This is a genomic window from Streptomyces sp. NBC_01288, from assembly GCF_035982055.1.
Taxonomy (GTDB): Bacteria; Actinomycetota; Actinomycetes; order Streptomycetales; family Streptomycetaceae; genus Streptomyces.
Window position 1 is genome coordinate 1,641,841 of record NZ_CP108427.1, and the last position, 17,085, is coordinate 1,658,925.

The 17,085-nt window shown below is 71.4% G+C and carries 17 protein-coding genes and 1 pseudogene; 5 read left to right on the forward strand and 13 right to left on the reverse strand.

Features of this window, described 5'->3' with window-relative positions; translation table 11 throughout:
• Positions 1–49 precede the first annotated feature (49 nt).
• Positions 50–499 (reverse strand): PPOX class F420-dependent oxidoreductase, encoded by a 450-nt coding sequence (locus tag OG194_RS07290; protein WP_327400024.1) that lies wholly within the window; start codon positions 497–499, stop codon positions 50–52.
• A 98-nt stretch (positions 500–597) separates the two neighbouring features.
• Between OG194_RS07290 and OG194_RS07295 the strand changes: the two genes are divergently transcribed.
• From OG194_RS07295 to OG194_RS07305, 3 genes are all read left to right on the forward strand, one after another.
• On the forward strand, positions 598–1,179 hold the full coding sequence (locus OG194_RS07295; RefSeq protein WP_327400025.1) for a TetR/AcrR family transcriptional regulator: 582 nt from the start codon (positions 598–600) through the stop codon (positions 1,177–1,179).
• Positions 1,176–2,534: an MFS transporter gene (locus OG194_RS07300; protein WP_327400026.1), complete on the forward strand. Its 1,359-nt coding sequence runs from the start codon at positions 1,176–1,178 to the stop codon at positions 2,532–2,534. The genes OG194_RS07295 and OG194_RS07300 overlap by 4 nt, the downstream gene beginning before the upstream one ends.
• Before the next feature lie 65 nt (positions 2,535–2,599).
• Positions 2,600–3,829, forward strand: coding sequence for a serine hydrolase domain-containing protein (locus OG194_RS07305; RefSeq protein WP_327400027.1), 1,230 nt, complete (start codon positions 2,600–2,602; stop codon positions 3,827–3,829).
• A 15-nt stretch (positions 3,830–3,844) separates the two neighbouring features.
• Here the strand turns inward: OG194_RS07305 and OG194_RS07310 are convergent, their stop codons facing one another.
• The 5 genes from OG194_RS07310 to ribA are packed head-to-tail and all read right to left on the reverse strand — an operon-like array spanning position 3,845 to position 8,865.
• Positions 3,845–4,999, reverse strand: a complete 1,155-nt coding sequence (locus tag OG194_RS07310; protein WP_327400028.1) for a saccharopine dehydrogenase family protein — start codon at positions 4,997–4,999, stop codon at positions 3,845–3,847.
• Positions 4,992–6,059: a saccharopine dehydrogenase gene (locus tag OG194_RS07315; protein WP_327400029.1), complete on the reverse strand. Its 1,068-nt coding sequence runs from the start codon at positions 6,057–6,059 to the stop codon at positions 4,992–4,994. The genes OG194_RS07310 and OG194_RS07315 overlap by 8 nt, the downstream gene beginning before the upstream one ends.
• Positions 6,056–7,201 (reverse strand): NAD(P)/FAD-dependent oxidoreductase, encoded by a 1,146-nt coding sequence (locus OG194_RS07320; protein ID WP_327400030.1) that lies wholly within the window; start codon positions 7,199–7,201, stop codon positions 6,056–6,058. Before OG194_RS07320 ends, OG194_RS07315 begins: the two co-directional genes overlap by 4 nt.
• Positions 7,198–8,169: an ornithine cyclodeaminase family protein gene (locus tag OG194_RS07325; RefSeq protein WP_327400031.1), complete on the reverse strand. Its 972-nt coding sequence runs from the start codon at positions 8,167–8,169 to the stop codon at positions 7,198–7,200. The genes OG194_RS07320 and OG194_RS07325 overlap by 4 nt, the downstream gene beginning before the upstream one ends.
• Positions 8,170–8,202: 33 nt before the next feature.
• Positions 8,203–8,865, reverse strand: a complete 663-nt coding sequence (gene ribA / locus OG194_RS07330; protein WP_019059038.1) for a GTP cyclohydrolase II — start codon at positions 8,863–8,865, stop codon at positions 8,203–8,205.
• A gap of 38 nt (positions 8,866–8,903) precedes the next feature.
• Between ribA and OG194_RS07335 the strand changes: the two genes are divergently transcribed.
• The gene (locus tag OG194_RS07335; RefSeq protein WP_327400032.1) at positions 8,904–9,659 is read left to right on the forward strand and encodes a creatininase family protein; all 756 of its coding nucleotides are present in this window, start codon (positions 8,904–8,906) and stop codon (positions 9,657–9,659) included.
• Between the two features lie 92 nt (positions 9,660–9,751).
• On the opposite strand, the pseudogene OG194_RS07340 reads toward OG194_RS07335, so the two are convergent.
• The 5 genes and pseudogenes from OG194_RS07340 to OG194_RS07360 form a co-directional block, all read right to left on the reverse strand.
• Positions 9,752–10,885 (reverse strand): annotated as a pseudogene (locus OG194_RS07340) (lysylphosphatidylglycerol synthase transmembrane domain-containing protein); the annotation flags it as partial.
• Entirely contained in the window at positions 10,882–11,982 is a 1,101-nt protein-coding gene (locus OG194_RS07345) for a trans-aconitate methyltransferase (protein WP_327400033.1), read from the reverse strand. The gene OG194_RS07345 and the pseudogene OG194_RS07340, both read right to left, overlap by 4 nt.
• The gene (locus tag OG194_RS07350; protein ID WP_327400034.1) at positions 11,979–13,163 is read right to left on the reverse strand and encodes a glycosyltransferase family 4 protein; all 1,185 of its coding nucleotides are present in this window, start codon (positions 13,161–13,163) and stop codon (positions 11,979–11,981) included. Before OG194_RS07350 ends, OG194_RS07345 begins: the two co-directional genes overlap by 4 nt.
• Complete coding sequence (locus OG194_RS07355; protein ID WP_327400035.1) at positions 13,160–13,558, reverse strand: 6-pyruvoyl trahydropterin synthase family protein; 399 nt, start codon at positions 13,556–13,558, stop codon at positions 13,160–13,162. Before OG194_RS07355 ends, OG194_RS07350 begins: the two co-directional genes overlap by 4 nt.
• Before the next feature lie 151 nt (positions 13,559–13,709).
• Positions 13,710–14,690, reverse strand: a complete 981-nt coding sequence (locus OG194_RS07360; protein ID WP_327400036.1) for a zinc-dependent alcohol dehydrogenase — start codon at positions 14,688–14,690, stop codon at positions 13,710–13,712.
• 105 nt (positions 14,691–14,795) lie between these two features.
• On the opposite strand from OG194_RS07360, the gene OG194_RS07365 reads away from it, so the two are divergent.
• Complete coding sequence (locus OG194_RS07365) at positions 14,796–15,566, forward strand: CDP-alcohol phosphatidyltransferase family protein (protein ID WP_327400037.1); 771 nt, start codon at positions 14,796–14,798, stop codon at positions 15,564–15,566.
• A gap of 92 nt (positions 15,567–15,658) precedes the next feature.
• On the opposite strand, the gene OG194_RS07370 is transcribed toward OG194_RS07365, so the two are convergent.
• Together OG194_RS07370 and OG194_RS07375 are read right to left on the reverse strand one after the other, a co-directional pair.
• Entirely contained in the window at positions 15,659–16,402 is a 744-nt protein-coding gene (locus OG194_RS07370) for a YcnI family copper-binding membrane protein (protein ID WP_327400038.1), read from the reverse strand.
• A gap of 39 nt (positions 16,403–16,441) precedes the next feature.
• Entirely contained in the window at positions 16,442–17,047 is a 606-nt protein-coding gene (locus OG194_RS07375) for a hypothetical protein (RefSeq protein ID WP_327400039.1), read from the reverse strand.
• Positions 17,048–17,085 lie beyond the last annotated feature (38 nt).

A 17,085-nucleotide genomic window follows, 5' to 3' on the forward strand; every position in this document is an offset into this window, starting at 1 on the left:
CACGATCAGCGGATCAACCTTAGCGCCAGTGAAGGATGGTGACGATGGGTCACCCCTGCTCGGCCCGCTTCGGAATGCCGTACGCCCGCTCCACCCTCAGGCGCAGCACCAGCCTCCGGTCCCGCACCATCGCCGCCCGGTAGTCGTCCCAGTCCGGGTGCTCGCCGAGGACATCGCGGTACAGCTTGATGAGTTCCTCGACCGTGTCGTCGTGCGGGTCGGCGGCGACCGGGGTGAGGTCGGCCGTGCCCTCGGCGACCGTGAAGGCCCAGCGGTCGGAGCTGGTCACGTGGTAGGAGGCGCGGGGGTCCCGGCGCAGGTTGCGGGTCTTGGCACGGTCCTCGGTGATCGACACACGGATGATCCGCTCGTCGGGGTAGTAGGCGTGGCTGACGTTCGACAGCTGGGGGCGGCCGTCCTTCTTGAGGGTGACCAGCACCCCGCCGTGGCCCTCGGAGAGCAGCTGGAGCAGTGCGTCCTGCGTCGCGTCGTGAGTCATGCATGCATCAACCGTGTGAAGCAGGTCACGCATTCCCCGAGCCGGGAGCCAGCGAGTAGACACTGTCTACAGCCCTCTGGTAGACAGTGTCTATGAGCATGAGCGAACCGGAAGCGGGACTACGGGGCCGCCTGGTCGACGTCGGCGTGGAGCTGGTTGCCCAGGAGGGTGCGCAGGCGTTGACCCTGCGCGAGATCGCCCGCCGGGCCGGTGTCTCGCACGGGGCGCCCCGCCGCTACTTCCCCACTCACCTGGAGCTGCTGTCCGCGATCGCACGGCGCGGCTTCGCCGAGCTGGGCGAGCGGGCGAAAGGCGCGATCGCGGACGGTACGGCAAGCCCACGCGCGCAGGTGACAGCCCTGGGCCGGATCTATCTGGAGTTCGCCCTCGCCAACCCCGGCATGTACGAGTTGATGTTCCGTCACGACCTGCTGGAGAGCGGTCACTTGGGACTACGGGACACCAGCCTCCCCTTGTTCGGTGTCCTGGTGGACCTGGTCGGCCGGGCGCGTCCCGACGTGGACGCCCGCCTGGTCGCGGGCGCGTTGTGGGCGAACCTGCACGGCGTCGCCCAGCTCTGGCGCTGGGGCAGCCTCCAACTCGCCACCGGCGCCGACGACTTCACATCCCTTCTGCGCTCGACCCTCGACGCGCACCTCGGTCCGGAGCCCACTCGATGACGGTCCAACGAAGGCTCGTGCTGGCGAGCAGTGCGGCGGGGGCGGCGATCGTCGCCCTGGACGGGACCGTACTCACCGTCGTACAGCCCACCCTGCAAAGGGAGTTGGGGGCCTCGCTCGCGCAGGTCCAGTGGACGAGCACCGCGTATCTCGTCGCCGTGGCAAGCCTGTTGGTGTCGGCCGGCCGGATCGGGGACCGGTACGGGCATCAGCGGATGTTCGGGCTCGGCATGCTCGGCTTCGGTCTCGCCTCGGCCGGGATCGGGCTGGCGCCCGGGGTGGGGTGGGTGATCGGACTCCGGGTCGTCCAAGGGGTGTTCGGGGCGCTGCTCCAACCGGCCACGCTCGGCATGCTGCGCGCCGCGTTCCCGTCCGACCGGCTCGCCATGCCCATCGCCGTGCGGACGAGTGTGATCGGGATCGCGGCCGCCGCCGGGCCTTTGGTGGGCGGAGCGTTGGTGGGCGCGGTGGGCTGGCGGGCCGTGTTCTTCCTCAACGTCGTGCCCTCGCTCGTGTTCGGCGTGCTCGCGCTCACCGTTCGAGAGCCTCACCGAGAAAGAGCATCAGCGGTCCAATTCGACCTGCGCGGCGCCCTGCTCCTCGCGCTCTCCCTCGCCTCTCTCGTCCAGGCGCTGGTGGACCTCCCCGGTTCGGCCGCCGGCTTGGCCGTGTCCGTGCCGGCCGCTGTGGCCTTCGTACGGCACGAGCGTCGTACGGCGCATCCGCTCCTGCCACCGGACGTCGTCGGCTCGGCGGCGATCCGCGGGGCGCTCGGGATGCTGCTCGCGGCGTCGGCCGCCTTCTCCGGGACGCTGTTCGTCGTCACCTATTTCCTCCAGGACACGATGGGACTTGGCCCGTTCCAAAGCGCCCTCCGAGGCCTGCCGTTGGCCGCCGCGATGGTCCTCGCGGCACCCGTGACCCCCGTGGTGCTGCGCCGGGTCGGGGCGCGTCGTACGGCCGGCGTGGCGATGACGGTCGTGGCCCTGGCTGTTCTCGTGTTGTCCCGGGCCTCCGGCACAGTCACGATATGCGGGGGTTTCGCCCTGCTCGGGGCCGGGTTTGGAACGGTCCTGGTGGCGGCGACCCAAGTGGTCGTGCGGGAAGCCGCCGTGGAGTCCGCCGGGGTGGCGGGCGGGCTCAAGCAGACCGCGGTGAACGTGGGTCCCACGCTCGGGGTCGCCGCCGGGAGCACGCTGATGGCCGGAAGTGGCCGGGAGTTGGCCCTCGGAATCCTCGCCTCGGTGGCCCTGACCGGCGCTCTCGCCTGTCTCTCGCTGCCCGGACGGACAGTCGCGTCGCTCACACATCCCCCCGTTACAGGAGACCGCGCAGGTGTTCCTGCGCGACGATGAGTTCCGAGGTGTCCGGGGCCGGGTATGCGGGACCCCACCTCGTGAACGCAATTCGGAGGAGAGCCATGGCACAGCTGCGACAAGAGGTCGACCCGGACGAGGTCGGACTGGATCACAAGGCGCTGGACCGCCTGGACCAGCACTTCGCCCATTACGTCGACGTGAAGCGCCTGCCGGGCTTCCTGGTGTCCGTGGCCCGCGGCGGTCGCGTCGCCCACCTCACCGCCCACGGGCACCGCGATGTCGCGGCCCAACGGCCCGTCACGCCGGACACGTTGTACCGGATCTACTCCATGACCAAACCGGTCACGGCGGTCGCCGCGCTGATCCTGATGGAGGAGGGCAAGCTCTCCCTGGACGACTCGGTCGGCCTTCATCTGCCGGCCTTCGCGGACATGCGGGTCTACGACAGCGGCTCCGGCGCCGACGTCAAGACGCGACCGGTGGAGCAGCCCATGCTGATTCGGCATCTGATGACCCACACCTCGGGCCTGACCTTCGCGTTCTACCACTCGCACCCGGTCGACGCCCTGTACCGGGAGGCGCACCTGGAGTCGTCCGTGCCGCCCGGCGCGAACCTCGCCGAGACCATCGACATCTACGCGAGTCTGCCGCTCCAGTTCGAGCCGGGCACGCAGTGGAACTACTCCGTCGCCTCCAACGTCCTGGGCCGGATCGTCGAGGTGGTGTCCGGGCAGCGGCTCGACGAGTTCTTCGCCGAGCGGATCTTCCGGCCGCTGGGGATGCCGGACGCCGGCTTCTCGGTCCCGGACGAAAAGGCCGACCGGCTCTCCCAGTTGTACGGCGACGCCGACGGCGGCGGTATCGAGCCGATCGCCGGGCTGCCGCTGCGGGGCGGCCGGCCGCGGTTCCTGTCGGGCAGCGGCGGGATGGCGGCGAGCCCGTACGACGTGCACCGGTTCGCGGAGTTCCTGCGGCGCCGGGGCGAACTCGACGGCGCCCGGCTGCTGGCCCCCGAGACGGTCGACCTCATGGCCAGCAACCACCTCCCCGGCGGCGCCGACATGCGCGCCTTCGGCAGCCCCGCGCACCAGGAACCCGGCAACGACGGCATGGGCTTCGGCCTCAGCGTCTCCGTGGTCATCGACCCCGAGCGCACCCAATCCCCCATGGGACTGGGTGCGTTCGGATGGAGCGGCGCGGCGACGACGACGTTCTGGGTGGACCCGAGCCGCGACCTGACCGTGCAGTTCATGACGCAGCTCCGGCCGAAGTCGTCCCTGAAGATCATCCCGGAGTTGAAGCAGTTGGTGCACGAGGCGGTCACGGGCTGAGCCGCGACCGCCGGCTCACTGATCCACCCGCAAGGTGAACTCCAGCCCCTCCCCAGCCAGTTCGCTCAGCCACTCCCGTGACCGTTCCGCCGTCTCCGCCGCCCGGTTCAGGCCGGACGGCAGGTCGTCGGACAGGATGTGGCGGACGGCGAGGGAGAGCGGGCGCGAGACACAGCGGGCCATCGCGCTCTCCTCCTCGTCACCGACCAGGTCGAGGAGGTAGCTGCCGGACCAGGACTCGCCCGCGTCGCCCCGGACGTCCAGGGACACCGCGAGGACGACCCGGTCGTGGTCGGCGTCCGTGGTGGGGTAGGTCGCCGCCAACTCCCTTGCCAGCGCGGCGATCCGGGTGTCGTCGCCCTCTTTCAGTTCATCGAACACCGCGTCCCAGGCCCGTAGCCAGCCATCGAGTCGCAGCGTGCCGCGCACGAACGTCCGCGGTTTCCAGCCGGACGGCAGCCCGTACTGCTCGATGAACGGCACGCTGTCCCGGTTCGGATAGACCTCGAAGGTCTCACCGTCGACGACATGCGGCCGGGTCACCTCCCAGGGCCGGTCGGCGGTGGTCTCCGCGCCGTCCTCCAGATACCGCGCCGGTGAGCGCAGCGCGCCCAGTACTCCGGCCGGTGCCCAACTGAACCGGTACCGGAAGTCGTTGGGCACCGCGGGAACCCCGCCGCAGTACGAGGTGAGGCTGTACGAGGCCGCCGTACCGTCGCCGATCGCCTCCCTGGCGCGGGCGACCAGGCTGTGCGCGAAGAGGTGGTCGATGCCGGGGTCGAGACCGGCCTCGGTGAGGACGACGATCCCCGCCTTCTCGGCCGCCGGTACCTGTTCGAGGACGGCGTCCGAGACATAGCTGGAGCAGGCGAAGTGCGCCTGCCGCCGCACGCAGACGGCCAGCAGCGCCGCGTGTTCGGGCGCGGGCAACATGGATACGACCACGTCTCCTGGCGCCAACTCGGCCGTGAGCGCGGCGAGTCCGAACGCTCGCGGTTCGGCGCGTCCCGTCAGGCCCAGGTGGTCGAGGGCCTGTGCCGCCCGCTCCTCGGTGCGGTGCCACAGCCGTACCCGCTCGGCCGTGTCGCACAGCAGGGCGAGCCCGCTGCCCGTGGACAGTCCGGCGCCGATCCAGTGGACGGTACCGCTCGCGCGCACCACGTCAGACATGGCCCAACTCCCCTTCCGCCACGGCGATTCCGAGTTCACGGGACTTCGTACGGAACAGGTCCAGGCACCGTCCCCACGCCCCGCCGGTCCCGAAGTCCAGGAGTTGGGGCAGCAGCGCGGCCGAGAAGTCCGTGCTGGACTCCTTCGGCAGGAGGGACGGCAGGTTGTCGATCGCGATGAGGTCGAGCGGCGGACGCTCGTGCAACTGCCGTACCGGGGCGTCCCATTCGGTCGTGCGGTCGTAGACCGGCAGGACGTTGAGGGGCGAGCCCACGTCGCAGGTGACGTCGGAGACGGTGCGGAGGCGGCGGGTCGAATCGTCCAGGTCCGTCTCACGGAGGAAGGGCGGGACGGGGGTCGTGGCCAGAACGCAGTTGACCAGGACGTCGTGGGCCAACAGGGCCGGGCGGTCGAGGTTCTGGGTCTCGGGCAGGTCCCAACAGGTCGGTTCGATGCCGGCCGTGGAGAACGCCACCCGCGCTCCGCGTCCGCTGCGGCCCAGCGCGCCGATCACCAGGGCGCTGAACTCCTGGTCCCCTGCGGCGAGTTGGAGTGTCTTGTCCAGCTCCTCCTTCGAGGTGGGCGTCAGGGGAGCGACCAGTCGGCCCCGGTGCTGGAGGACGGCGAGCGCCGCGCCCAGGTAGCCCGCCCAGAAGCCGAACGCGGCGAGGCGGCGTCCGTTGTCGTCCACCAGGTATTCGAGGTCGAGCAGCGCTCCGCCCCCGGCCTCGAACCGGCTCAGCAGGTCGCTCGCCCCCAGCTGACCCTTGTAGGCGTGCCCGAAGAAAATGTGACGGTGGGTCAACTCGGTCGGCTTGTCCGGGAGTTCCTTGAGGCCGAGGATCACCGTGTCCCGCGGCGCCGACGCCCAGGAGTCCGCGGGTGCGACGCGGGCGCCGATCGCCTCGTACTCCTCGATGGGGAAGATCCGTTGCGGGGACTCCTCGACCGTGAGGGTCACGCCGTTCTCGACGAGGCGGCGGGCGTCGGAGGGGACGACCGGGGTGCGGCGTTCGGTCGTGCGGGGCTCGTGGCGCAGCCACAGATGGAGCTCGGTCATACCAGGTTGACCTCCGGGCGCGGGGCGTCGGCCGCGAACCGGCCGGCGCTCAGGGGGCTGACGTCCACGAAGGGTACGTGGCCGAGGTACAGGTCGCGGACGACCTCGCCGACGGCCGGTCCCTGGAGGAATCCGTGGCCGGAGAAGCCGGTGGCGTAGAGGAAGCGGGAGACCGAAGTCGCCTCGCCGATCAGGGCGTTGTGATCCGGCGTGTTCTCGTACAGGCCCGCCCAGCCGCCGGTGCGGCGCAGCTCCAGGAGGTCGGGGGCGCGGCGGCGCATGGCGTCGGCGAGGCGGGGGATCCAGCGGTCGTGGGTGTCGGTGGCGAAGCCGGGACGCTCGTCGGGGTCGGACATGCCGACGAGGAGGCCGGGGCCCTCGGTGTGGAAGTAGAGGCTGGTGGTGAAGTCGATCGTCATGGGGAGGTTCGGCGGCAGTCCCGTGACCGGTTCCGTGACCGCGATCTGGCGGCGCAGCGGCTGCACGGGGAGGTCCACGCCCGCCATCACGCCGATCGCCTTGGACCAGGCGCCGGCCGCGCAGATCACGGTGTTGGTGTCGATGCGGCCCAGGGTCGTCGCCACCGCGGTGATGGTGTCGCCGTGGGTCTCGATGCCGGTGACGTCGGTGTGGCGCAGGATCGTCGCGCCGTGGGCGCGGGCGGCGGAGGCGTAGCCGTGGACGACGGCTTCGGGGGTGCAGTGGCCGTCGTCGGGCGAGTAGGCGGCGGCGATGAGGCCTTCGGTGCTGATCAGCGGGGAGAGGCGGCGGGCCTCGGCGGGGTCGATGATGCGGCTGGGCACGTCGAGGGAGTTCTGGAGGCGGACGCCCGCCTCGAAGGACGCCACGTCCTCGGGTGTGGAGAGGAGGAACAGGTAGCCGACGCGATGTAACCCGATGTCGTGGCCGGTGTCCTCCTCGAAGCGTTCGAATGCCTCCAGACTGCGCGCGCCCAGTTGCACGTTGAGCCCGTCGGAGAACTGTGCGCGCACTCCGCCGGCCGCCTTGGAGGTGGACCCGGCGGCGAGCTCGTCCCGTTCCACGAGGACGACGTCCCGGACGCCGGCGCGGGCCAGGTGGTAGGCGATGCTGGTGCCGATGACCCCGCCGCCGATGACGACGACCTCTGCCTGACGCTTCACGGGCGCTCCTTCTTGGCCGCGTGGATGACGGCCCAGGCCGCTGCCGCGTCCTGGATGCCGAGTCCGACGCTGTTGTAGTGGACGATGTCGTCGGGTCGGGTACGGGCCGCGCGGCGGCCGGTGAGAACGGCGCCGAGCGGAATCAGGTCGTCAGGGGTGAGCAGGCCGGCGCGCAGGGCGTCGACGATCGGTCCGGCGTGCTCGGCGGCCGTCTCCGGGTCGTCGACGACGACGGCGGCGGATCGCCGTAGGACCTCGGGGTCGACTTCACTGCGGGTGGGTTCGAAGGAGCCCACGCTGACGACCGTGCAGCCGGGCGTGAGCCAGGCGCCGTGCACCACGGGGGTGGTGCTGAGGGTGCAGGCGGCGACCACGGACGCGCCGGTCACGGCTTCCTTCGCGGTGTCCACCGCCTCGACGGGGAAGGGCAGTTCGGCCGTCAGCGTCTCTGCGGCCTGTGCGCGCCGCCGGGGGTTCGGGCTCCACAGCCGTACGGACTTCAGGTCCCGGACCCGGGCGATCGCGCGGACGTGGGCCAGGGCCTGGGTGCCGGACCCGAGGACGCCGAGGCGGTCGGCGTCGGGCACGGCCAGGACATCGACGGCCACGGCGCTGCCCGCGGCCGTGCGCAGGGTCGTCACCGCCGTGCCGTCCATCACCGCGACCAGCTGTCCGGTGGACCGGTCCAAGGCGCTGATCACCGCGTGGATCGTGGGCAGTCCGGCGCGGGCGTTGGCGGGGTTGACGCTGCCGAACTTCGCCACGGCCCCGGTGTCCGCCGACAGCCGGGAGACGTAGGCGAAGACAACGCTGTCGTCGAAGCGGCTCGGGTACATGATCTTGCCGGGCAGGTCGGCGTCGCCGTCGCCGAGCGCGGTGAAGGCCGCGCGCTGCGAGGCGATGGCCGTGTCGGCGTCGAGCAGGTGCCTGACCCGGTCGCCGGAGAGGAAGAGGACGTCGTCGGTCATTCCCTCTTCCTGTCCGGACCGCGCTCACCCGAATCAGGACCAGTGCGCCACCGCGTCCAGATGGGGCAGGTGGTGGTCGAGACGCTCCCGCTTGGTGCGGAGATAGGTGATGTTGTTCTCGCAGGGCGGGATCAACAGCGGTACCTCTTCGGAGACTTTGATGCCGTGTTCCAGCAACGCCTCGCGTTTGCGCGGGTTGTTGGAGAGCAGACGGACGCTCGCCACCCCGAGGTCGTGCAGGATCTCGGCGGCGACGCCGTAGTCACGGGCGTCGACCGGCAGACCGAGGGCGAGGTTCGCCTCGACGGTGTCGAGTCCCTCCGCCTGCAGGGCCATCGCGCGCAACTTGGCGAGCAGGCCTATGCCGCGGCCCTCGTGCCCTCTCAAGTAGACGACTATGCCCCGGCCTTCGGCGACGACGGCCCGCATCGCGGCGTCCAACTGGTCGCCGCACTCACAGTGCTGGGAACCGAAGGCATCGCCCGTCAGGCACTCCGAGTGGAGTCGGGTGAGTACGTCGTCCGTGCCGATGTCACCGTAGACCAGGGCCACTTGCTCGTCACCGCGGTCGTGGTCCAGGTAGCCGATCGCCTGGAATTTGCCGTACACGGTGGGCAAGGGAGCATTCACGACGCGTTCCGCGCCCCTGGACTGCGCGGACTTCTGCTTGCCGAGTACGCCAATGTTTTCTGTCATGATCTGGTTCCTAAGCAGAGACGAAAGGCCGTGAAAAAATGAATGGTTCGGACTCACGGACGGCGGCATACGGACTGGTGCCGGCGGACACCACGGAGGACGTGAGGTCTAGGGGGGCAGAAGTATCAACACAGGTCGCCGTCCTTCCGGTCGGCAGTTTCGAGCAGCACGGCCCGTATCTTCCGCTGGCCACCGACACGTTGGTCGCCTGTGCCGTGGCCCGGGAGATCGCCGCGGCGTACCCGGTGCATCTTCTCCCGCCGGTGACGATCGCCTGCTCGCACGAGCACGCGGCCTGGCCGGGGACCGTCAGCATCTCTTCCGTGACCCTTCATGCGGTGGTGCGGGACATCGCGGACTCGCTCCGCCGCTCGGGGGTCGGGACCCTGGTGGTGGTCAACGGCCACGGCGGAAACTACGTGCTGGGCAACGTCGTTCAGGAGTCCTCCGCGCGCGGTGAGCGGATGGCGCTGTTCCCCGCCGCCGAGGACTGGGAGACGGCGCTGGAACGGGCCGGGGTGCTGACCTCGTTGCTCACCGATATGCATGCGGGGGAAATCGAGACCTCCATTCTTCTGCACGCTCATCCCGAATTGATCCGTCCCGGATATGAGACCTCCGATTTCGTCGCCGACGACCGTCGCCATCTCCTGACGCTCGGTATGTCCGGCTATACCGAGTCGGGCGTCATCGGGCGCCCGTCCCTCGGCTCGGCGGAAAAGGGGAAGGAACTGCTGGCGAGCCTCGCCGAATCCTTCGGGGCGTATTTCTCGATGCTGACCGCGGAGGCCTGAGCGGGCACCGGGTCCGGTACGGCGGTGCCGGGCCCGGCGGTGCGCAGGCCGGTGTACCAGCGGGCGACCAGGACGAGCAGGCCGGGCAGGGCGGCGACGAAGCTGAGTACGCCGTAGACCACCGAGACGGACAGGCCGCTGGTCGCGCCGAGGCCCGCGGCGCCGAAGGCCCAGGCGGTGACGCCCTCGCGGGGGCCCCAGCCGCCGACGTTGAGCGGCAGGCCCATGGCGACGAGCGCGAGGATCGCGATCGGCAGCAGCTGGGCGACGGTGGCGGCGGAGCCGGCGGCTCGGGCGGCGACCACGAACATCGCGAGGTGGCCGGCGAGGATGATGAGCGAAGAGACGGTGACGCCGGGCCAGTTGGCGCGGGAGAACAGTCCGGCGCGGGCCTCGTCGAGGGTGGCGCGCAGGGCGCGGCTCCGGCGGGTGGCGGTGGCCGGACGGTTCATGCGTACGGCGGCCACGACGGCGAGTGCTCCGAGGGCGGCGAGCAGGACGACCGGGGCGATGCTGCGGGCGTCGGCCATCACCGGGGAGTCCAGGCCCAGCAGGACCGCCACTCCTACGACGGCCAGCGCGATCTGGCCCGCGACGCGTTCCAGGACGACGGCGCGTACGGCGCGGCCCATGTCGCCGGCGCTCTGTCCGTGGCGTACCGCGCGGTGCACGTCGCCGAGGATGCCGCCGGGCAGGGCCGCGTTGAGGAACAGGGCGCGGTAGTAGTCGGCGACGGCCGGGCCGAGCGGCAGCTTGATGCGCAGGCCGCGCGCCACCAGCGCCCAGCGCCAGGCGCTGAACACCGTCGTGACCACGCCGATCGCGAGTCCGATGAGCAGGGTCGGTGCGTCGATGCGGCGCAGGCCGTCCAGGAAGACGCCGGTGCCCAGGCGCCAGAGGAGAACGCCGAGGATGGTGACGCCGGCGACCGTGCCGAAGTGGGTGCGTACCGCGCGGGAGTTCACCCGGGTCAGGATCGCGCGCAGGACGCGGCGGGCGCCGGAGGCGCGGTCGGCGGTGGGGTGCGGGGCGGAGACGATCACCCCGATGCGGTCGCCGGAGACGGCCGAACTGTGCAGCGGCGGGGTGTGCTTGGGACGGCGTACCGCTTCCACCGCGGTCTCGGTACGCAGGGTGAGAGCGACCGGTGTGGACCGGTCCACACGCACCCGGCGCGTCCTGGTGCTCGGCCGCGGTGCGACCGTCCTCATGGTCTCGACGCTCATGACGTGCTCCCCGTGGGCCGGGCCAGTGCCAGCAGGTCGCTGTGGTGGACGAGCACACTCAACTCCCCTGCCGCGCAAGCCGCGAGGCGCCGTTCCAGATACTGGTCGGCACGCTCCTTCAGCTCGGGGCGTTCCTCGACGGCCGCGCCGATCCAGCCGCGCAGCCACTCGGCGGTGAGGGCGGCCTCGTCGGGGCCGAGCCGCCAGGCGCTCGGGTGGACGCGGACCGTGGCGCCGTGCGCGGCGAAGGCCTCGCAGGTGACGGTGACGGCGTCCGGGCCGAGGAGGCCGTCGCGCCGCTGGTGGGCGTTGAACGCGTCGGCGATCTCCGCGTCCATCGGGTCGCCCGGGGTGAGTTCGACCTTGCCCGCCACCGACAGGGTGAGCAGCGCGGGGCAACCGGCGCCGACACAGGCGGCGACGAGGGCGTCGACCTCCTCACGGGTGAGGACGTCCAGCAGTGCCGAGGCCGTCACCAGCGAGGCGCCGACCAGCGCGTCCGGGGTCAGCCGGGCCACGTCACCGCGCCGGGTCTCGACCGTGACGCGGCTGCCGTCGGCGGCCGCACGGGGTGAGGCGACGGCGGCGAAGTGCAGGAGGTAGGGGTCGCGGTCGTGCAGGATCCAGTGCTGGGCGCCGTCGAGGCGGGGCGCGAGCCAGCGTCCCATCGAGCCGGTGCCGCAGCCCAGGTCATGGATGACGACCCCGGAGCGGCCGGGCAGGTTGGCGAGCCGGATGCGCAGCGGGTCGAGCAGTTCGGGCGCCCGCGCGACGGCGTCGGCAGCCTCCCGCAGCTCCAGCCACTCGGGCGCGTAGCGCGGCGGGTCGTCGGGTCCGACATCCCGCAGCCGTACGGTGGCCCGCTCGCCGGGGCGGCCCGCGGGCCCGGCGCCGGGGATCACGGAACCTGGCCCTGTCTGCTCGCCGGCGTCCGCTTGGACCGTTCCCGCCATGATGTCCTCCGGCCCCGGCTGTCCAGCCGTCAGGTCCTTCGCGTCGGGCTGTACCGGGGCGACCAGCATGCCCAGCGGTACGCCCCTGGGCCCCGGCTGCGCCGGGATCCGTCCAGCCTGTGCCGTGGTGGCCGTCTTCCTCATGCCGCCCTCCGGGGTTCGCTGGGGAGCCGGGTGAGTACGCCGGCCAGGCTGCGGGCCGTCGTGGCCCACCCGTCGAGCGCCGCGCGCCGGCCCCGGGCCGCCGCCTTGAGACGCCGGCGTACGTCGGCCTCGCCGAACCAGCCGCGCAGTTCGGCGGCGAGGGCTTCGGGGGCCTCCGGCGGGACGAGGATGCCGGGCACCCCGCCGTCGGGGGCGCGGCCGACGGCCTCGGGCAGGCCACCGACGTCCGTCGCCAGCACGGGAATCCCGCGCGCGAGGGCCTCGGTGACGGCCATGCCGTACGTCTCGGCGTACGACATGAGGACCATGAGGTCGGCGGAGGCGTAACTGGCGTCGAGTTCGGCGCCGGCCTGCGGGCCCGCGAGGTGCAGCCGGTCCTGGAGACCGTACTGCTTGATGAGGCCGCGCAGGTGGTCGACGTACTCCGGGTCGTGGCCGAGGCCGCCGACACAGACGCAGGTCCACGGCAGGTCGGCCGCGGCGGCCAGGGCCTCGATCAGCCGGTGCTGCCCCTTGCGCGGGGTCACGGCCGCGACGCACAGCAGACGGGAGACGCCGTCGGTGCCGGAGGCGAGGGGCGCGATGTCGGCTCCGGGGGTGGCGACATGGACGCGCTCGGGGGCCAGGCCGTGGTGGGAGACGAGGCGGCGGACCGCCCACTCGCTGGTGCCGATGACCGCCGACACCGCGCGCAGGACCGTCCGTTCCTTCTCGTCCAACTCCGCGGCGACGGCGGCCTCCAGGCCGGTCTCGTCGCCGAGCGGAAGGTGGACTAGGACGGCCAGGCTCAGCCGGTCGGCCTCCGGGACGATGATCTCGGGGACCCCGCAGGCGACGATCCCGTCCAGCAGTACGGCGGCGCCGTCCGGCAACTCGCGCAGCACCCGGGCCAGTTCGGCACGGGCGGCGGCACCGGGCCGGGGCCACTCGCCGTCCACCGCGTGCTTGTGGACGTGCCAGCCGAAGCCGGGCAGATCCAGGCTGACCCGCCGGTCGTAGGCGTTGCCGCCGCTCGGCGCGGCCGGGTCGTCGACACCGCCCGGCATCACGAAGTGCACGGTGCGCAGGGACATGGGGATGATCTCGGCATTCCGGGAGGCCGCGCGCTGTGCGGGCAGGAATCCCAGCGAGGGGGCGCGGTCGATGGTCACGTCGCTCACAGGGCACGCTCGTAACTCGCCCAGGCGACGTGCGACTCGTGCAGGGTGACCTGGAGGCCGGTCAGGCCCCGGGCGCCCTCGCCGAGCGCTCCCTTCTCGATCCGCCCGGCGAGCCGGTCGGCGATGACCTTCGCGAGGAACTCCGTCGAGGTGTTGACCCCCGCGAAGTCGGGTTCGTTGTCGAGGTTTCTGTAGTTCAACTCGCTCACGACGGCGCCCAGTTCCTGGGTGGCCAGTCCGATGTCGACGACGATGTTGTCGTCGTCCAGCTGCTCGCGCCGGAAGGTGGCGTCCACCAGGAACGTGGCTCCGTGCAACCGCTGGGCGGGCCCGAACACTTCGCCGTGGAAGCTGTGGGCGATCATGATGTGATCGCGAACGGTGATGCTGAACAACGGACGACCCTCCAGGTGCGGCGCGTCTGGTCCCCCGGCTGATCCCTGCCGGGGGATGCCGTCTAGTACGGCTCCACGCCTCCCCCTGTTCAGCCGACTCTCACTCTTTTCTCAGGTCAGACGCTCTTGCTCGTACGGAATTGAACAGTTCTCAGCCGATGTCGGCGTAACGGACCCGGTGGCACAGCGCCGGGATCTCCCCCGACGCGAGCCTGGGCAGCAGGTCCGGCAGCTCCTCGAAGTCGCTCTCCCCGGTGACCAGCGCGTCCAGCGCGGGGTCCGCGAGCAGGTCGAGGGCGAGGGCGAGCCGGTCTGCGTAGCTGCGATTGGAACGGGCCGGGGACACGGTCCCGACCTGGCTGCTGCGGATGACAAGGCGCCGCGAATGAAACGCCTCGCCGAGCGGGAGGCTCACTTTCCGGTCGCCGTACCAGCTCAGTTCGAGGACCGTGCCCTCGGCGGTGAGGAGTTCCAGCGCGCGGGTGAGTCCCTGTTCGGTGGCGCTGGCGTGGACGACGAGATCGCAGTCCCCGAGCGCGTCCGCGGGCAGCGCGAAGCCGACACCGAGCGCCTCGGCGATCTTCGCGCGCGCCGGGTCCGCGTCCACCAACTGGACCCGCACACCCGGGAAACGGCCCAGCAGCGCGGCCACCGAGCAGCCGACCATGCCTCCCCCGACCACCGCGATCCGGTCGCCGACCAGCGGCGCCGCGTCCCACAGGGCGTTGACAGCGGTCTCCACGGTCCCGGCGAGCACGGCCCGCCCGGCGGGCACGGAGTCCGGCACGGGTGTCACGGCGCTCGCGGGGACGACGTAGCGCGTCTGATGCGGATAGAGACAGAAGACGGTACGGCCTTGCAGCGCGTCCGGCCCCTCCTCCACTACCCCGACGTTGAGGTAGCCGTACTTGACCGGACCTGGGAAGTCGCCTTCTTGGAACGGGGCCCGCATGGTCGCGTGCTGGTTCTCGGGGACGCCCCCGCGGAAGACCAGGGTCTCGGTGCCGCGGCTCACGCCCGACCACAGGGATCGGACCACCACCTCGTCCTCGGCGGGGTCGGGCAGGACGACGTCGCGTATCTCGCCGTGACCCGGTGGACCGATCCAAAACGCCCTCGCGGTGCGCTTCATCGGATTCCTCCTGAACGATCGGGAAGCTGTTCACGTACGGGTAACCACAGGCCGCGCACAGTACGCGGCGTTGATCGACTCTGTCATACGGCCGGAGGGTGTGCGGTGGCCCTGAACAACACATACGAAGCAAGGCTGGTCCAGCAGGAGACCGCTGTGGGAGCGGGCGTTCAGATCCTGTTGCTGGCGTTGCTCGGCACGGCGATCGGGATGGGGCCGGCCGGCTGGCTGACCGGCCTGGCATTCGCGATCGCCACCTGGGCCGTGCTCTCCAAGGCGCTGCACCGGACCCGGACCCGTTCCTTCGGCCCGGCCAACCGGGTCACGCTCGGGCGGGCCATCCTGGTCGGCGGGGTGACCGCGCTGGTCGCGGACTCCTTCGAGAGTTCGCCGCCGGTCACGCTGCTGGTCGGACTGACCGCGGTGGCCCTGATCCTGGACGGCGTCGACGGCAAGGTCGCCCGGCGCACGGGCACCTCCACCGCGCTGGGGGCGCGCTTCGACATGGAGGTCGACGCGTTCCTGATCCTGGTGCTCAGCGTGTACGTCTCGACGCAGATGGGCCCGTGGGTCCTGCTGATCGGCGGCATGCGCTACGCGTTCGTCGCCGCGGCCCGCGTCTGGCTGTGGCTGAACGCCCCGCTGCCGCCGAGCACGGCCCGCAAGACGGTCGCCGCCACGCAGGGCATCCTGCTGCTCCTCGCGGGCGCGAACCTGCTGCCCCACGCGGCCAACATCGGCGTGGTGGTTCTCGCGCTGGGCACCCTGGTGTGGTCCTTCGGCCGCGACATCCTGTGGCTCTGGCGCACCTCGCGCACCTCCCGCGTCGAGGAGGTTCCGGTGGAGGAGAAGCTGCTGGAACTGGTCTCGCAGTAGGGACGGTTGCGCCGAAGGGCCCGGATCACTGGTGATCCGGGCCCTTCGGCGTACTCCTTGGGTGCTACTCGTCGGGTACTACGACTTGGGTGCTACGACCGCGGGGCCCGGCTGCGCACGATCGCGAAGGCGCCCGCCGCGAGGCCGAGCACGCCGACGATCAGCCCGGCGATGCCGAGCCCGCGGGCGGTCGAGTCGCTGCTCGACGAGGAGCCGGAGGCGGACGTCGTCTTCGTGGCGGTGTCCGCCGTCGAGGCGGAGGCGGCCGGGGTCTCGTCGCCGTCCTCGCTCTCCTTGGCGGTGAGCTTGAGGACGGGCGCCGGGTTCTCCGGCTCGTCGTCCCCTGCCGTGGTCTGCTCAATCCAGCGGACGACATCGCCGTCCGAGTACGTCTGGAGCGTCTTGAACGCCAACTGGTCGGTGTCGTCGGGCAGTTGACCGAAGGCGACGTTGAAGTCCTCGTACTGTCCGGCCCCGATCTTCCCGCCGGTCCAGGTGATCTCGGAGACGGCGTCGGTGATCGTGCCGTCGTCGGTCTTCACCGGCGTCTTGAGCTTGCTGGTGGTGACCTTCGCGGTCCAGCCGTTCTGCGGGGTGACCAGCACGCCGAGGACGGGGTGGTCGGTGGGCAGATAGACCTGGACCTTGGTGGTGCTCGCCTTGTCCTCCTCGTTGGGGACGCGGAAGGTGAGGACACCGTCCGTGGCGCCCTTGGCGTAACTCTCCGGGTGGACGGTCACGTGCGCGGAGGCGACGCCGGCGGCGGCCAGGACTCCGGCGGTGGCGAGCGCGGCGACGGTGCCTGCGCGGCGCAGGGTGGTGCGGTGTGCGGACATGGTGAGGTGATCTCCGTACGGGAAAAGGAAGTTGGGTGGTCAGACCGGGTACGGGATCGGGTCCGGTGGTCCTCTACGGCTGACCGCGTGCCGGAGGAGGAGTTGGCGCAGGGGGGACGCGTCGGCGGCGGCGCGTCCGGGACGGCGGGCGGTGCGGGCGGCCGGCGGTGCGGGGGCTTCCCGCCACCAGGCGACCAGCCCCGGCACGAAGGCGACGGCCCAGCGCAGCAGCGACCACAGCGCGGCCTCCCCGCGCCGCAGCCACCAGGCCGCGACGAGTGCGGCGACGACATGGGCGGCCACGGCGTGCGGGGTCATCGCCTGCGTCTGCCGCATGGGCGCCATGGCGTGCCCGGACATGTGCGCCATACCGGCCATCGCCATGCCGGTCCGTGGCCGCGCGACATCGAAACCGAGGTGGAGCCCGGCCTGGGTGGCGAGCATGGCGGCACCGATACCGGGCAGGGACCGTTCCCGACCGCCGAGCAGCCATCCCATGACGAACACGACGAGGAATCCGGCACCGTCCGCCCACAACGGAGGCGTGGCACCGGTGGCGAGCCCGTGCCCGGCGGCAGCCAGCAGCACACACACCGCGGCGAACACCGCGGCGCGCAGGCTCCGAACCGCCGGCGATGCGCTCATGGTGACGGATCCTCCCACGCACCGCTGCCGCCGAAGCC

Bases quoted from the DNA above. Each gene is read 5' to 3' on its own strand.
- OG194_RS07315 (WP_327400029.1), bottom strand. From the start codon at position 6,059: ATGACCGAGCTCCATCTGTGGCTGCGCCACGAGCCCCGCACGACCGAA.
- OG194_RS07325 (WP_327400031.1), bottom strand. From the start codon at position 8,169: ATGACCGACGACGTCCTCTTCCTCTCCGGCGACCGGGTCAGGCACCTG.
- OG194_RS07345 (WP_327400033.1), bottom strand. From the start codon at position 11,982: ATGAGGAAGACGGCCACCACGGCACAGGCTGGACGGATCCCGGCGCAG.
- OG194_RS07370 (WP_327400038.1), bottom strand. From the start codon at position 16,402: ATGTCCGCACACCGCACCACCCTGCGCCGCGCAGGCACCGTCGCCGCG.
- OG194_RS07300 (WP_327400026.1), top strand. From the start codon at position 1,176: ATGACGGTCCAACGAAGGCTCGTGCTGGCGAGCAGTGCGGCGGGGGCG.
- OG194_RS07295 (WP_327400025.1), top strand. From the start codon at position 598: ATGAGCGAACCGGAAGCGGGACTACGGGGCCGCCTGGTCGACGTCGGC.
- OG194_RS07375 (WP_327400039.1), bottom strand. From the start codon at position 17,047: ATGAGCGCATCGCCGGCGGTTCGGAGCCTGCGCGCCGCGGTGTTCGCC.
- OG194_RS07360 (WP_327400036.1), bottom strand. From the start codon at position 14,690: ATGAAGCGCACCGCGAGGGCGTTTTGGATCGGTCCACCGGGTCACGGC.
- ribA (WP_019059038.1), bottom strand. From the start codon at position 8,865: ATGACAGAAAACATTGGCGTACTCGGCAAGCAGAAGTCCGCGCAGTCC.
- OG194_RS07305 (WP_327400027.1), top strand. From the start codon at position 2,600: ATGGCACAGCTGCGACAAGAGGTCGACCCGGACGAGGTCGGACTGGAT.
- OG194_RS07310 (WP_327400028.1), bottom strand. From the start codon at position 4,999: ATGTCTGACGTGGTGCGCGCGAGCGGTACCGTCCACTGGATCGGCGCC.
- OG194_RS07290 (WP_327400024.1), bottom strand. From the start codon at position 499: ATGACTCACGACGCGACGCAGGACGCACTGCTCCAGCTGCTCTCCGAG.
- OG194_RS07335 (WP_327400032.1), top strand. From the start codon at position 8,904: ATGAATGGTTCGGACTCACGGACGGCGGCATACGGACTGGTGCCGGCG.